The organism is Sandaracinaceae bacterium (assembly GCA_016706685.1).
In the GTDB taxonomy this organism is placed as follows: Bacteria; Myxococcota_A; Polyangia; order Polyangiales; family Houyiibacteriaceae; genus JADJJE01.
Genome location: JADJJE010000053.1, coordinates 54,672 through 69,288, shown reverse-complemented (window position 1 = coordinate 69,288; position 14,617 = coordinate 54,672). Strand labels below are relative to the sequence as shown.

Sequence of the window (14,617 nt, the reverse complement as noted above, 5' to 3'; positions counted from 1 at the left end):
TCACACCGGCGCGAGCCATGGCCAGGGCGCGACCTCCGATCAGAGGGACCCCGCAGAGCCGGCGAGACGCAGCAGGTGACGTGCGAGCGCGAGCTCGGCCACGGAGGACACGTGGTTGGCGGCGGCGTCCGCGAAGTCGCGGCGCGCCTGGAAGAAGGTCAGGGTGGTCACCCGTCCGGCGCCGAGCTCCACGCGGGCCAGCTCGAAGGTGCGGCGCGCCAGCGCGAGCCGGGCCGTGGCCGTGGTGGTGCGCGCGAGGGCCGTTTCCACCTGCAGGTGCGCGCGGCCCAGCGCGTCCACGGCGGCGAGCGACGTGGCCCGAGCACGGGAGTTCGCGGCGTTGGCCGAGGCGACGTTGGCGCGGAGGGTCTCGAGCGACGCCAGGTCGATCCTCCAGGCGGCTTGGATTTGCAGGGTCCAGCGGGCCCGCTGTCCAAAGGCCGGTGCGTTGGTGAGCTCTTCGGTGAACAAGGCGTCCACACGCGGCACGAACGCGTACCAGAGGGGAGGGGCGGCGGCGTCTGCGGCGCGGGCGCTGGCCTCGGCAAGGGCAACGTCCGGAATTTGGCTCGCGTCCACCAGCATCCCCTCGAGCGGCTCCGGAGGCTCCGTGCTGGCTTCCAGCTCGGGCGGAGTGGTGGCCCGCACGCCGGTCAGCAGCTCTAGCGCGCGCGCGGCCTGGAGCTGCGTCTGGCGGGCCTCGAGCACCATCTGCTCGGCCACCAACACGTCCAGCGCCGCCCGCTCCACGTCGAGCGGCGTGGCCAGGCCCGCCTCCATGCGCACCGACATCAAGCGGTGCGCGGCCTGCGCCACCTCCAGCTGCTCCTCGGAGGACCCCAGCAGCGCGCTCCCGCCCACCCAGCGGTAGAACTCGGTGAGCACGTCGCGTTCGAGCCGACGCAGGGTGACCTGCGCGCCCGCCTCGGCGGCCTCGAGCGCAGCGTCGGTGCCCCCCAGGCGGCGCCAGGCGATGACGTCCAGCAGCGTGACGCGCGAGCCGAACACGGCGTCCAGCTGGTCGCGCGCCATGATGGTGACCTCCTGACCCGGGCCGGAAGGGGCGGGCAGGGTGAACGCCTGAGGGAACTGGTTGCGCGTGTAGGTGCCCGTGACCTCCAGGCTGGGCAGCAGGGCGAAGCGCGCCCCCCGTGCCGAGGACTCCGCGACTTCCACGTCCGACTGCGCGGCATCCACGGAGGGATGCTCTCGCGCTCCGTCGAGGAACTCGTCCACCGTCTGCGCCCGCGCGGAGCCCGCAGAGACGGTCAGGAGGCACAGTAGCGCGTTCAGAAAGCGATTCACCGGTTAGGTATACCCCCCAGACCCCCACTCACCAAGTTCTGCCCTCCAGCGCCGGGCCCAGTGGACCCCTGTACATGCCCGTTGCCACCAGCCCGCTGCGTCCCGTACCTTCGGCCCGCTACGGAGAGACCATGACCGACACGAACACCGCATTCAGTCAGTACGACAAAGACGGCAACGGCGAGATCGACCTGATGGAGTTCCGCGAGCTGATCGCTTCGCTCGGGATCGAGATGGGCATGGCCGAGGCCGAGAAGCTCTTCGACATCATCGACGTGGATGAAGAGGGCACCATCGACTACGAGGAATTTCAGGACTGGTGGACGTCCCGGAAGCCTTGAGCGGCACCCAGGGCTAGACTACCGCCGATGGACGTCGCCCAGCTCGAACGCCTGATCATCTTCCCGCTGCCCCGCGTGGTGCTGCTCCCGGCGATGCCCATGCCGCTGCACATCTTCGAGCCTCGCTACCGGGCCATGACGCGGCAGGCGCTCGATCACGAGCGCTACATCGCCATGGCCACGCTTCATCCGAGCGGCGAAGTGGACGCGGCGCAGCGCCCGCTCGTGCGTCCGTACGTGGGCGTGGGCGCCATCACGGAGTGGGAAGAGCTGCCCGACGGCCGCTTCCACATCCTGCTCGAGGGCGTGGGCCGCGCGCGCGTGCTCACGGAGCACCGCACTTCCGAGCCGTATCGTGAGGTGCGCGCCGAGGCCGTGCCCGACGTGGACCCCGACCCGGGCGCCACGCGCCGCTCGTTCGAGGCCGTGCGCGGGCTGATGATGAGCCTGCGCCTCAAGAACCCCAAGCTGGCCGCACTGCTGCGCGAGGAGCTGGACCTGCACCCGGAGCCGGCCGAGTTCTCGAACCGCCTTGGCGCCATGATCCACGGGGACGTGGAGTCGCAGTACGAGCTGCTGACCATGACCAACGTCACCGAGCGCATGGACGCCATCGTGGAGCACCTGAGCGACTTCCTGGCGCGCACGTCGTCGGCCTCGGAAGACCTGCTCAACTGAGGCTACTGGCAGGTGGGCCGCACGTTCTCGGGGAACGCGCCCTGCATGTTGCCGGGCGGCGAGTAGTTGCACACCCACGTCTCGCCGCCGTTGCACACCGCGAAGCCACAGCCCAGCTCGGTGCTGGTGTGCCAGACCACCTGGGTGAAGTGGCCGGTGTTCATGGCGAAGCCCGGACGGCTGAAGTTGTAGTTGGCCGCCTCGCGGTACCAGGCCTCCACCACGTAGGCCGGATCGCGAGAGCCCACGGGCGAGAAGCGCATGAGGTTCTCGCCGTAGCCGCTGCTGCTGTGCTCGAACGCGCAGCCGTTGGCGGCGAGCTCGTCCGCATAGCGCTGAGCCGCGGCGGCGATGGTGGGCGACCAGCGCAAGGGCGGGGCGCAGTGCTGTGCTCGGTAGCGGTTGTGCGCGGCCAAGGCCTCTCCCGCGCGGGTGGCGGGCGCCGGCATGTCGCTCGCAGGCGCCGCAACAGGCGTGGCGGTCCCACCGGATGGCGACGCCACGGGGGTGGCCGCGACGGGCGACGCCACGGGGCGAGGCTGCGGCTGCTGCTGCGCCTCGGGCTGGCCCTGGGTAGGCTGGCTGCTGGCACCCGACCCGCACGCGACGATCACCGAGACCACGAACAACAGGGAGGCGAGGCGCGCGGAGGGGCTCATGCAGAGAGGATACGCCCATCGCGGGCCGCGTGTCCCCCGAACCACTTGTTGACAGCGCGACGCGCGGCCAAAGAGACTCGGACCATGTCCGACTCGCACGCGTTCTATCGCCAGCTGAACGCCATCGAGCACTTCGTCGACGTGGCCGACCTCTCGCTCTACACGCAGGTGCCCGACGACTGGTCGGTGATCATCACGGACGTGCAGGGCTCCACGCGCGCCATCGAGGCCGGCCGCTACAAGGACGTGAACAGCCTGGGCGTGGCGTCCATCGTGGCGGTGCGCAATGCGCTGCCCGGGGTCGACATCCCGTTCGTGTTCGGGGGTGACGGCGCCACGCTGCTGTGCCCCACGGCGCTGTTGCCCGGTGTGGAGGTGGCGCTGCGTGGGCTGCAAGACCTGGCCACCAGCGCGTTCGAGCTGGGCATGCGCGCCGGCATCGTGAGCGTGGGCGAGCTGCGCGAGGGCGGCCACCCGCTGCTGGTGGCGCGCTTCCGCGCGAGCGAGCACGTGGCGCTGGCCATGTTCGCGGGCGGCGCGCTGGCCGAGGCCGAGCGGTTGGTGAAGCACCCCGAGCTGGGCGCGCGCTATGCCGTCTCCAGCGACGGGCCTCGTACGGCCGACTTCACCGGCTTCGAGTGCCGCTGGCAGCCCGTCCCCAACCGCGCCGGGCAGTTCGTGAGCCTCCTGGTGCAGGCCGCATCGTCGGATCCGGAGGAGGCCGCGCGCGTCTATCTCTCCACCATCCAGCTGGTGGACGAGGTGCTGGGTGTGGGCGCGCGCCCGGTTCATCATGCGGGCCTGCACCTGGCCAGCGGGCCCAAGGCCTTCGAGCAGGAGGCGCGCCTCGTGAGCGGCAAGCGCGCCGGCGTGGGCCTGTACCTGACGCGCCTCAAGATCCGCGTCATGGCGTGGCTGGGTCGCACGCTCATGCGCACGGGGCGCGAGCTGGCGGGGTTCGACGGAAGCAAGTACGTCGACGAGGTGGTGGCCAACACCGACTACCGCAAGTTCGACGACACGCTGCGCATGGTGCTGGACGCGTCGCCCGCCGCGCTGGCTGCCCTGCGCGAGCGCCTGTCGGCTGAGCACCGCGCGGGACGGCTGTGCTTCGGCATCCACACCTCCGACACCGCGCTCATGACGTGCGTCATCGACGGCTACGACGGGAACCACGTGCACTTCGTGGACGGCGCAGACGGGGGCTACGCGCTCGCGGCGAAGGAGCTCAAGGGCCAGCTCAAGGCCCGCTGAAGCGAGCCGCGCTCAGAACGCGAAGGGGTAGCCCACCATCAACGTGAACTCGGCGCCCCCTGCCAGCTCGGCCGCGGGCCGGGGCCCCAGCTGCCGCAGGCGCCGCAGCCCGAGCGCGGTGAACACCAGCCCAATGAGGGCAGGTGGAACGATGCTGATGAGCGCCACCACGGCGCGTGAACCCCGCGTGCCCACGTCGTCGGGCAGCCGCAGCAAGCGCACCGTGGTGATGATGGCCGTCAGCAGATAGAGGCTGCCGCGGATGCTCATGGAGCGCGCCTGACAGCGGTCCTCGGGCCACAGATCGTGCTCGCCGTCGCGACCCGGGTCCCCGTGCAGGCGGATGCGCAGCCCCACGCCCGTGGCAGCGATGGCCGTGCCCGCCAGCATGACGCCCACGCCAGCGGCCGCGTGCTCCTCGCGCTGCAGCAGCGGCAGCCCCGAGGCGCCCAGCACCAGGCCCGCCGAGATGAGGTTGCGGGACTGGCAGCGCCGCGCGCCCCACAGGCCGCCGTCATCGGTCTGCCACTGGGCGGTGGCCGTGGCTGGCGTGCACGCGACCACGGCGATGAGCAGAGCGAGGCTGCACCAAGGCAGGAGGCGTGGACGCGGGGACGACACGGGCAGGAGCATGACACGCCCGCTCCGAACGGTGCCCCCCAGGACAATTCCTCTACGTTGTCGTGGTCTTTGACGGCGACGGCGACGGCGACGAATCCCGGCCCGAAGAGGCTCGGCGGACTCTCGCTGGGTCGAGAACGTGCTTGATTCAAGGGTCAATGGGCACCCCGGCTTGAAACCCGTCGCCGTCGCCGTCGCCGACAACGACAACGACAACGACAACGGTCGCGTCTACCCCTCCACCAGCCGCCGGCGCAGGTGCTCGTGCGTACCCCGGCGCGTCAGCTCACGCGCGAAGCGGGTGTGGTCCTCGGTGCGCCCGAGCGCCCGCGTGACCAGCGCCAGGTAGGCCACGCAGTGGTCCTCCAGCAGCGGGTCGCGCGTGCCCTTGTAGGCCAGCTGCAGCGCATCGAACGCCTCCTGCATGCGACCCTGCTCGAACAGCAGCGCGCCCAGTGTGGCCAGGTAGCTCGGGGCCGCGCCGCCCGCTTCCATGGCGCTCCGCACCGCTTGCACGGCCCGTCCCAGCAGCTCGGGGTCGCCGCTGCCCAGCGCGATGAGCGCCGCGGTGTGCAGCAGCTCGGCCTCCACCAGCGGGTTGCGGGGCGCCGTCTCGCGGAGCGCTTCCAGCTGCGTGATGGCGCCCTCCGTGTCGCCCTCGGCGGCCACCACGCGCAGCGCCAGCATCCCGAGGTGAGCGTTCTCGGGGTGGAGCGTGGCCTCGCGCTCGGCCACCTCGCGCGCGTGGCTCAGCTGGCCTGCGTGCAGCGCGCGCTCCACCTCGCGCTCCGCGGGCAGCGCCAGGCGGTAGTCGAAGTGGTGGGGCTCGAGCCCCGCGCTCAGCAAGATGCCGAGCCCGTCATTGGGGGCACCCGCCATGCGGTGCGGGACCAGGTTCATCACGGCGCCGATCATCAGCGCCAGCGCCGCGCTCTGGGACGCGAGCAGCGGGTAGTCGTCGCTGCGCACGAAGAACGGGTCCCAGCCCCAGGCCAACGCGATGCCCGCGGCCACCAGCAGCTCGGCGCCCGGACCGCCCAGGTAGACCAGCGCGTTGGCCAGGCGAGCGGAGCCAGGCCGCTTCGGCGCAGGCGTGACGTAGCCCTCCACCAGCAGCGCGCGCACCACCACCTGCGTCTCGCCCACGTGAAAGCGCATGAGCTCGGGCCCCATCCCCAGCACCATCTGCGTCACACGCCAGCCCACTAGCCGGGCCACCAGCGCGTGCCCGCACTCGTGGATCACCAGCGCGGGCGCCCAGAACAGCAGCACCAGCGGGAACGCCAGCTTGCGGGGCTGGAACGGCACCAGCGTGTCGGCCGTGAAGAGCCCAAACAACAGCGCCGCGAGCCCGATGCCCCCCCAGAGCTCACCCGGGGAGAGCGGACGTCGCGGCGCAGGGTCGTGCAGCATGATGATCAGTCGCGCGACATGAAGATGCGCAGGACGTACCAGAACAGCAGCGCGACCGAGGAAAACAGCGCGAGCGACGCGCCCACGTAGCGGTCCTCGGGGTAGTGATGGATGATGTTCGAGGTGTCGTAGAGGATGGCCGCGCCGGCGAAGACCACCATGCCCACGCTGAAGAACGTGCCCAGCTCGAAGCCGAAGATGACGCCCGAGACGATGAGCAGCAGCACCCCGAAGCCGCCCCACAACAGCACGCCGCGCAGGAAGCTGAAGTCCTTGCGGGTGATGAACGCCACGGCCGTGAGGCCCGCGAAGCCCATGGCGGTGACCGCCGCCGCCGAGCTGATGACGCCGTCGGCCTGCATGTTGGCCATGAGCAAGAGCGGCACGAAGATGATCGCCTCGGCCACCACGTAGGCCCCGAGCGCGGCGTACTGCGCCAGCTTCGACTCGGCGGTCTGCGCCACGCGGCTGCCAATCCAGCTCACCATCATGAAGCCGCCGAGCACCAGCAACCAGCTGGTGTTCATCATGGCCTGCGCCATGGGGAGAGCCAGACCGCTCGCGAAGATGACCACCTCGAGGGCCACGAACGCCATGATGGCGCCCAGCAGATGGAGGTAGGTCTTGACGATGAAGCCGGAGCGGTCGGTGGCGACGCCAGCTTGGGAATAGGCGGACGAGTAGTCTTGCATCAGGGGTCTCTCCCGTGTCGTGGTTCCTTGATCGTAGGAGCTATCGAGGGAACCGCAAGAGGCCATCCCTCCGTCCGGCACTACTATCCCGACTGGGGCCGCAGCTTTCCGTGCGGGGGCGGGATCGTGAGGAGGGAGAGCGAGGCCCTGATCTGCGGGGCCGGTCGCGCTGGCGCTCCCTCTGATACCTCCCTGAAAACTTCACTCCGCGCTGCGCGCTGCGTTCGTTTTCTGGGGCCCATCAAGCCCCGCTGCCCAGGGCCCGCTCCCCCTCCTGCGGTGGCGTCTCGTGCGGGGCGCGACGGGCTCGGCAGGGCGGGAGTGCGTCGGACTGGGCACGGGACTCCGCGGGTCTCGGGTGGGTCCGTAGGGCGCAACGGAACACGACGCGCTCGTTCGGCGGGTGGGGAGCGCGGCGGATCCGACGATGTGCACTGTGCGCGAACGGACGTCCGAGCACGGCGCGTCGCAGGTGTGTACCACCCGGATGAAGGAACGCTCGGGCCGGGCGCGCCCCATGCGACCCCCCGCTGCGCCCAGGTGCGCTCTCTCCACGAGGGTTGGCATGGCCGGGGCGGGACGGGCCTCGGCAAGGGCGTGGGGGGGACCCAGAAAGCAAACGGAGCGCGTAGCGCGCAGTGCCGCTTTCAGGGGGGACCGACAGGACGCGCCAGCGCGTCCGTGCCCGCAGCGACCCCCGTCCCGCCCCGGCCGATCGATCACCTCCCCCCGTCACAACGAGAAACGCCCCCGTGATCGATCACGGAGGCGCCTTTCAGGTTAGTGCCCGGCCCTAGCGGGCCGGAGTCTTCTCACTTGCGCGCTTCGCGGCGGGCGGTGACTTCGGCGCGGACCTTCTCCACGATGTTGTTCGGCACCGGGGAGTAGTGGCTGAACTCCATGGAGAACTGGCCGCGACCCGAGGTGGCGGAGCGCAGGTCGCCGATGTAGCCGAACATCTCTCCGAGCGGCACGTCCGCCTTGATGCGCACGTTGGTGGCGCCGGGCTCCTGGCTCTTCATCATGCCGCGGCGGCGGTTGAGGTCGCCGATGACGTCACCCACGTTCGCGTCGGGGACGAACACGTCCACCTTCATGATGGGCTCCAGCAGCTGCGGACCGGCCTTGGGCATGGTCTGGCGGAAGGCGGCGCGGCCAGCGGCCTCGAACGCCATCTGCGACGAGTCGACCGCGTGGAAGCCACCGTCGGTGAGGGTGACCTTGAAGTCGAGCAGCGGGAACCCGATGAGCGGGCCCTTGTCCATGAGCGACTTGAAGGCCTTGTCGACCGAGGGAATGAACTCCTTCGGGATCTTGCCGCCGATGACCGCTGCCACGAACGTGTAGCCGGTGCCGGGCTCGCCGGGCTCGACCGTGTAGTCGATCTTGGCGTACTGGCCCGAGCCACCCGTCTGCTTCTTGTGGGTGTAGCTGTCGCTGACGGCCTTCGTGATGGTCTCGCGGTAGGCGACCTGGGGCTTGCCCACGTCGGCTTCCACGCCGTGCGTGCGGCGCAGGATGTCCACCTTGATGTCCAGGTGGAGCTCGCCCATGCCCTTGATGATGGTCTCGCCCGACTCCTGGTCCACTTCCACGTGGAAGGACGGGTCCTCGGCCACCATCTTGCCGAGCGCCACGCCCAGCTTCTCGCTGTTGGCCTTGTCGCGCGGGATCACGGCCATCGAGATGACCGGCGCCGGGAAGACCATGGGCTCGAGGGTGGCCGGGTTCTTCTCGTCGGCCAGCGTGTGGCCCGTGCGGACGTACTTGAGGCCCACGGCCGCCACGATGTCACCGGCCTGCGCCGACTCGATGATGGTGCGGTCGTTGGCGTGCATCTCGACCATGCGGCCGATGCGCTCCGACTTGCCCGTGAACGTGTTCACGAGGCTGTCGCCCTTGTTGATGGTGCCCGAGTAGACGCGAATGAAGGTCAGGGCGCCGAAGCGGTCGTCCATGATCTTGAACGCCAGCGCGCGCACGGGACCCTTGGCGTCCACGATGGCGAACTTGCCCGTGGGGTTGCCCTCGAGGTCGATCTCGGGCTGCGGGTCCACCTCGGTGGGGTCCGGCAGGTAGTCCACCACGCCGTCGAGGACCTGCTGCACGCCCTTGTTCTTGAAGGACGAGCCGCAGTACGTGGGGAAGAACGCCAGCTTGCGCGTGCCGGTACGGACGCAGCGCTTGATGGTGGCGATGTCGGGCTCGTTGCCCTCGAGGTAGGCCTCCATCACGTCGTCGTCCTGCTCCACGGCGCTCTCGATGAGGTCGTGGCGGTACTTCTCGACCAGCTCGACCATGTCGGCCGGAACCTCACCCACGGTGTAGTTCTCGGGCAGGCCGGACTCGTCCCAGATGTACGACTTGCGCTCGAGCACGTCGACGACGCCCACGAAGTCGGTCTCGGTGCCGATGGGGAGCACCATCACCAGCGGCTTGGCGGCGAGGATGGTCTTGATCTGGCCGAGCACGCGATAGAAGTCCGCGCCGGCGCGGTCCAGCTTGTTCACGTAGATGATGCGCGCGACGCGCGAGTCGTTGGCGTAGCGCCAGTTGGTCTCGGACTGAGGCTCCACGCCGCCCGAGCCACAGAACACACCCACGCCGCCGTCGAGCACCTTCAGCGAGCGGTAGACTTCGATGGTGAAGTCGACGTGGCCCGGCGTGTCGATGACGTTGAGGCGGTGGTCCTTCCAGAAGCACGTGGTGGCGGCGGACTGGATGGTGATGCCGCGCTCCTGCTCCTGCTCCATGAAGTCGGTGGTCGCCGCGCCATCATGCACCTCGCCGAGCTTGTGGATCTTGCCGGTGAGCTTGAGGATGCGCTCGGTGGTGGTCGTCTTCCCTGCATCCACGTGCGCGAAGATGCCGATGTTTCGATATTTGCTCAGATCCGTCACAACTACCTGCTCTTGAGGATGGGGCGAGATGCCCGCGGAGGCGGGTGTTAGTCATTTGTGGGGGTTTCGGCAAGTAGACGCTCCCCCGGGGCTACGAATTCGTCTGTTTATGGGGGGCGGCAGGCATCATCGAGGACAGGCGCTCCACCAGCTCACGCATGTGGAACGGCTTCTGGATGAATTCGTACACCGTGCCGGGAGCGATGCCCGCACGGCCATCGGGCCGGTCGAAGCCGCTCATGAGCAGGACGGGCAGGTCCGGGCGGAGCGCTCGCAGCTCGGTCAGCACCTCCCAGCCGCCCTTGCGGGGCATGGTGAGGTCCAACAGCACCACGTCCACGGCGCCTCCGAGCCGGTGGTAGGCGTCGATGCCGTCTTGGCCGTCGAACGCGCCGTGCACCTCGAAGCCTGCCAGCTCGAGCGCGGTGCGCGTGGTGCTGCGGATCATCTCTTCGTCCTCGACGATGAGCACCACCCCCGCGCCACGGCTCGGCGCTCCCTGCAGGCTTGCCGTGGGCAGCGCGTGTGTGGCCGTCTCCACCGGCAGCACCAGCCGGAAGGTGGTGCCATGGCCCACCTCGCTGTCGACATGGACCACCCCACCATGACCACGCACGATGCCCAACACGGCGGCCAGCCCGAGGCCTCGTCCCTTCACCTTGGTGGTGAAGAAGGGGTCGAAGATGCGGGCCCGGGTCTCGGCCGTCATCCCTTCGCCCGTGTCGCGCACCTCGAAGTAGGCGTAGTCGCCGGCGGGCAACGTGGCGTCGGAGAACGGGCTCGCGAGGTCCTCGGCGGTCATGATTCGTGTGCCCGTGCGCACCGAGATCTGTCCGGTGGACGACCCCAGCGCGTCCGAGGCGTTGGTGATGAGGTTCATCACGATCTGCCGCATCTGCGCCCCGTCGGCCCGGACGGGAGCCGGCGCCAAGATGAAGCTGAGCTGGGCCTTGCGCGAAACGACCTTGGCCAGGAGCGGGCGCATCTCCACCACCAGCGCGTCCAGGCCCATGGGCTTCACCACGAAGGCGCCGCGCCCCGAGTACGCCAGCATCTGCCGCGTGAGCTCCGCCGCCTGGAGCGCCACCGACTGGATCTGCGTGACCGACTTGCGCGCGGGCGACTGCTCCGGGAGCTCCATCTCGGCCAGCGCCGCGTAGCCCAGCACGCCCGTCAGGAAGTTGTTGAAGTCGTGCGCGATGCCGCCCGCCAAGAGACCCAGGCTCTCGAGCTTCTGGCTGGCGCGAATGCGCTCCTCCATGGCCTCGCGCGCCGCCTCGGCCTCCACCTCGTGGGTCACGTCGCGGATGGCGCCCACGGTGCGGGCTACCGAGCCGTCCGCCGCGAACTCGAGGCACCCGCGATCCGCCAGCCAGCGGTACGTCCCGTCGGCCGCCCGGAAGCGGTAGCGCATGTCGTAGCGCGGCACGTGGGCCGAGACGGCGTGCGCGATGCTGGCGCTCGCGGCCTCGTAGTCGTCCGGGTGGACTCGATCTCGCCACCAGCTGTAGCCCCCGTCGTGCTCGTCCACGGTGCCCGCCAGGCGCAGGAACGAGTCGCTGCGCCAGATGCGCTGAGTGGCCACGTCCCACTCGTAGTGGGCGTCGAACATGGCCTCGGCGATGGACCGGAAGCGCGCGACGCGGCGCTGCACCTCGGCCTCGGCGTGCTTGAGGTCGCTGATGTCGCGGCCCTCCGGGATGAGCAGCACGACCTTCCCATCGTCTCCGCGCACGGGCTTCAGCGAGAAGTCCACGTAGGCGGGTGTGCCGTCCGGGCGTGAGTGCATGGCCTCGAAGCGCACGAACTCGCCCGCCGCGGATCGGGTGATGGCGTCACGCAGGAGCGCCTGTTGCTCGGGTGAGTGAGACCACCAGACGGCTTCCCAGAATGGGCGACCAATCACGTCTTCGTTCTTCACACCCGCGAACTCGAGCGAGCTGCGGTTGGCTTCGAGCAGCGTGCCGGCCGTGTCCAGCAGGCCGATGAACTGGAAGGTCTGATGGAAGATGGCCTCGAAGCGACTGCGCGTCTCGCGCAACGCCGCGTTGGACTCGTGCAGCGCCGTGACGTCCACGTCCATGCACACGAAGTTGAGATCTCGCGGCGATCCCGGGATGGCGAAGATGGTGGACAGGCACACCCCGTTCGAGCCATCGAGGCGCTTGAAGTGGTGCTCGGCTGGGCCTACCGGCGCGCCGCTCGCGGCGATGGACGCCAGGGTGGCCACGAACGCGTCGGCGGCCTCCTGGGTGTGGATGAGCTGGTCGAGCGTGCGTCCCAGCGCCGCCTCACGGGAGAACCCGAACATGGCCTCGGACGCGCGGTTCCACTCGAGCACGCGGCCCGCGCGGTCGTACACCTGGACCGCCACGCCGGGTGAGTTCTCGATGATCGCCGCGAGGCGCTGCTCACTGGCGCGCAGGTTCTCGAGCACCCGGTCTCGCTCGAGATCGGCACCACTGGCGGGCGGGGGCTTGGTTTTCGACGTCGCTGACACTCCCGCTAGCCTACCATTCGAGCGCGCCGGCTCCCCACGCATTGACCACGGGCGATTCGTTCGCGTTGATCTCGGCGGGTTCCGCTGTCACGAGACAGGTCCCCCCAGGACACTGTCGACAGCCATGAACTTCACCGCGGATCCCACGTTCAACCTCGCCCTGACCGTCGCCTTCGCCATCGTGGCGCTCACGCTGGTGGCGGCACCCTTCATCGCGTCCCCGTATGGCCGCTTCGCCACCGACCGCTTCGGGATGTCGCTCGACCCGCGCGTCGGATGGTTCCTGATGGAGCTGCCCGCCACGCTGCTGTTCTTCTGGGTGTACCTGCGCAGCCCTGAGCGCGCGGAGCCGTTCGCCATGTTCGTGGCTTTCGTGTGGGGCGTGCACTACCTGAACCGCGGCTTCCTCATGCCGCTCTTCATGCGCGTGCCCAAGGGCCAGAAGAGCAGCTTCGGGCTCATGGTGGTCATGATCGGCTGGGTGGTCACGTCGCTCCACGGCTACCTGAACGCCACCTGGACCACGGCGCTGTTCCCCGAGCGGGGCACCGCGTGGTTCACCGATCCGCGCTTCATCGTGGGCGTCACCCTCTACTACGGCGGCCTACTGGTGAACCTGCACTCGGACCACATCCTGCGCACGCTGCGCACCAAGGACGAGGTGGCCCGCGGCGAGCGGCACTATCGCATCCCGCAGGGCGGGCTCTTCCGCTACGTGACCAACCCCAGCTACTTCAGCGAGCTGGTGTTCTGGATCGGCTTCGCCGTCTTCACCTGGTCCCCGGCCGGCATCTACATCTTCGCCATCAGCGCCGCCAACCTGGTGCCGCGCGCCATCGCCACCCACAAGTGGTACCAGGAGCGCTTCCCGGACTATCCGAAGGAGCGCAAGGCGCTCATCCCCTTTATCTGGTAGCGCGGGCCGACTAGCCTGTGCGGCATGACGCGACTCACACACGGCGCCGCGGTCCGGCGCGCTGACCTCTGGCGGTTGGGCTGGCTGCGCATCCTGCTGGCTGTGGCCGCCACGGGGTGTTCGCACGCGGCGCCCGCTGGGGGTGGCAGCGCCACCACGCCCGAGGGAAGCCACGAGGCTGCCGGGCTCGATCCGGGGCCGCGGAGCGAGCCCGCGGCGAATGACGCCGCCGAGCCCTCGCCGCGCGACGAGCCTCCCCGCACCCTGGCCGAGCAGCTCAACCGAGTGGGCGTCAGGACGATCACGGCCGGCACGCTGGGGGAGGACGGTGACATGGGGGAGCCCGCGGTGCGCGCGCTGGCCTTCGGCAGCCGAGACAGCGCGACCTTCTGCCTGACCCTCGACGACGAGCCGAGCTGCTGGGGGCTGCCCTTCGCACCCGCGTTCATCACGGTCATCATGCTCACGCGCCAGGATGGAGGCATCCAGGCGAGGACCAGCTTCGGTCACCCCGATGGGGGCTATGTGTCGTTGGTGGCGCTCGCTGGGGCCATCACGCTCACGCACAAGCGCACGGGGCAGCCAGACCAGCCGCTCGAGGCGCCCGCCTCGCTTGATGTCCCGGAGCTGGTCGCGCAGCTCGAGGGGCTCGAGCTGGTGATGGCAGGCAGCACGCTGGTGGCCCGGGCCGACGCCGAGGTCCGCATCTGCGAGCGCGGCGACACCGGGTTCGCCTGCACCGACTCCACGAGGCTGTCGCTCCTCGAGTCCGACGGCGTGCTGTCCGTGGTGTCGGTGCTCGCCGACTTCCCGGGCGTGGTGGGCATCGAGTACACATGGCGCGAGCAGGATGGGGACGTGTACACGGACGGCGAAGCCATCATCTTCGTGCAGACGACCGAGGCCGCCATTCGGCAGCTCGCGCACGTCTACGTGGGCTTCGCCCGCACCGCTCGGGTGCGCCTCGAGAGCGACGACCTCGAGATCGTGGAGATGGAGAGCTTCGACGTCGAGCAGCGGCAGCCGGGCTGCCTGCGCTTGGGGTCACCCACGCTGCGCCGCACGCTCGAACGCGAAGACGGCGGCACCCGAACGCTGCGACCGGCGCCGCTGCGGCGTGCACCGGACACCGTCCCCCCAGACGGGCTCGATCCCCTCACGTTCACCATGGCCGGCTCGTGGGCGTTCGAGCCCACCGGAGGCCTGCGCCGCATCGCCAGCTGCGACTACGAAGACGATGAGGCCTACGAGGAGACCTACGAGGACGACGATTAAACGAAGCGGGCCCAGCGCACGAAGCACCGGGCCCGCAGGTGAGCTCATCGCGAGATGGGCTCC

The 14,617-nt window shown here is 69.6% G+C and carries 12 protein-coding genes; 5 read left to right on the top strand and 7 right to left on the bottom strand.

All coding sequences use genetic code 11. The features are described from left to right. Window positions 1–39: 39 nt before the first annotated feature. A complete protein-coding gene (locus IPI43_32200) occupies window positions 40–1,305 on the bottom strand; it encodes a TolC family protein (protein MBK7778726.1) in 1,266 nt (421 codons plus the stop codon). Window positions 1,306–1,436: 131 nt separating this feature from the next. Here IPI43_32200 and IPI43_32195 point away from each other — a divergent pair, with 131 nt between their 5' ends. Both IPI43_32195 and IPI43_32190 read left to right on the top strand, forming a co-directional pair. After that, entirely contained in the window at window positions 1,437–1,646 is a 210-nt protein-coding gene (locus IPI43_32195) for an EF-hand domain-containing protein (GenBank protein MBK7778725.1), read from the top strand. A 27-nt stretch (window positions 1,647–1,673) separates the two neighbouring features. After that, entirely contained in the window at window positions 1,674–2,324 is a 651-nt protein-coding gene (locus tag IPI43_32190; protein ID MBK7778724.1) for an LON peptidase substrate-binding domain-containing protein, read from the top strand. Window positions 2,325–2,326: 2 nt separating this feature from the next. Here IPI43_32190 and IPI43_32185 read toward each other — a convergent pair whose 3' ends face one another. Beyond that, a complete protein-coding gene (locus tag IPI43_32185) occupies window positions 2,327–2,983 on the bottom strand; it encodes a hypothetical protein (protein ID MBK7778723.1) in 657 nt (218 codons plus the stop codon). Window positions 2,984–3,067: 84 nt separating this feature from the next. On the opposite strand from IPI43_32185, the gene IPI43_32180 reads away from it, so the two are divergent. Further along, on the top strand, window positions 3,068–4,237 hold the full coding sequence (locus IPI43_32180; protein ID MBK7778722.1) for a DUF3095 domain-containing protein: 1,170 nt from the start codon (window positions 3,068–3,070) through the stop codon (window positions 4,235–4,237). 12 nt (window positions 4,238–4,249) lie between these two features. Here the strand turns inward: IPI43_32180 and IPI43_32175 are convergent, their stop codons facing one another. The 5 genes from IPI43_32175 to IPI43_32155 all read right to left on the bottom strand — a co-directional run bounded on the left by IPI43_32175 (window position 4,250) and on the right by IPI43_32155 (window position 12,363). Continuing rightward, window positions 4,250–4,870, bottom strand: coding sequence for a hypothetical protein (locus tag IPI43_32175; protein MBK7778721.1), 621 nt, complete (start codon window positions 4,868–4,870; stop codon window positions 4,250–4,252). A gap of 219 nt (window positions 4,871–5,089) precedes the next feature. Continuing rightward, window positions 5,090–6,271: a site-2 protease family protein gene (locus tag IPI43_32170; protein ID MBK7778720.1), complete on the bottom strand. Its 1,182-nt coding sequence runs from the start codon at window positions 6,269–6,271 to the stop codon at window positions 5,090–5,092. A gap of 5 nt (window positions 6,272–6,276) precedes the next feature. Beyond that, entirely contained in the window at window positions 6,277–6,963 is a 687-nt protein-coding gene (locus IPI43_32165; protein MBK7778719.1) for a US12 family protein, read from the bottom strand. An 812-nt stretch (window positions 6,964–7,775) separates the two neighbouring features. Then, complete coding sequence (locus IPI43_32160) at window positions 7,776–9,863, bottom strand: elongation factor G (GenBank protein ID MBK7778718.1); 2,088 nt, start codon at window positions 9,861–9,863, stop codon at window positions 7,776–7,778. 91 nt (window positions 9,864–9,954) lie between these two features. Beyond that, window positions 9,955–12,363, bottom strand: coding sequence for a PAS domain S-box protein (locus tag IPI43_32155; GenBank protein ID MBK7778717.1), 2,409 nt, complete (start codon window positions 12,361–12,363; stop codon window positions 9,955–9,957). A gap of 124 nt (window positions 12,364–12,487) precedes the next feature. Between IPI43_32155 and IPI43_32150 the strand changes: the two genes are divergently transcribed. Together IPI43_32150 and IPI43_32145 are read left to right on the top strand one after the other, a co-directional pair. Next, on the top strand, window positions 12,488–13,279 hold the full coding sequence (locus IPI43_32150) for a DUF1295 domain-containing protein (GenBank protein MBK7778716.1): 792 nt from the start codon (window positions 12,488–12,490) through the stop codon (window positions 13,277–13,279). A gap of 24 nt (window positions 13,280–13,303) precedes the next feature. Beyond that, complete coding sequence (locus tag IPI43_32145; protein MBK7778715.1) at window positions 13,304–14,554, top strand: hypothetical protein; 1,251 nt, start codon at window positions 13,304–13,306, stop codon at window positions 14,552–14,554. Window positions 14,555–14,617: the final 63 nt, after the last annotated feature.

Bases quoted from the DNA above. Each gene is read 5' to 3' on its own strand.
- IPI43_32145 (MBK7778715.1), top strand. From the start codon at position 13,304: ATGACGCGACTCACACACGGCGCCGCGGTCCGGCGCGCTGACCTCTGG.
- IPI43_32175 (MBK7778721.1), bottom strand. From the start codon at position 4,870: ATGCTCCTGCCCGTGTCGTCCCCGCGTCCACGCCTCCTGCCTTGGTGC.
- IPI43_32180 (MBK7778722.1), top strand. From the start codon at position 3,068: ATGTCCGACTCGCACGCGTTCTATCGCCAGCTGAACGCCATCGAGCAC.
- IPI43_32150 (MBK7778716.1), top strand. From the start codon at position 12,488: ATGAACTTCACCGCGGATCCCACGTTCAACCTCGCCCTGACCGTCGCC.
- IPI43_32185 (MBK7778723.1), bottom strand. From the start codon at position 2,983: ATGAGCCCCTCCGCGCGCCTCGCCTCCCTGTTGTTCGTGGTCTCGGTG.
- IPI43_32195 (MBK7778725.1), top strand. From the start codon at position 1,437: ATGACCGACACGAACACCGCATTCAGTCAGTACGACAAAGACGGCAAC.
- IPI43_32190 (MBK7778724.1), top strand. From the start codon at position 1,674: ATGGACGTCGCCCAGCTCGAACGCCTGATCATCTTCCCGCTGCCCCGC.
- IPI43_32165 (MBK7778719.1), bottom strand. From the start codon at position 6,963: ATGCAAGACTACTCGTCCGCCTATTCCCAAGCTGGCGTCGCCACCGAC.
- IPI43_32170 (MBK7778720.1), bottom strand. From the start codon at position 6,271: ATGCTGCACGACCCTGCGCCGCGACGTCCGCTCTCCCCGGGTGAGCTC.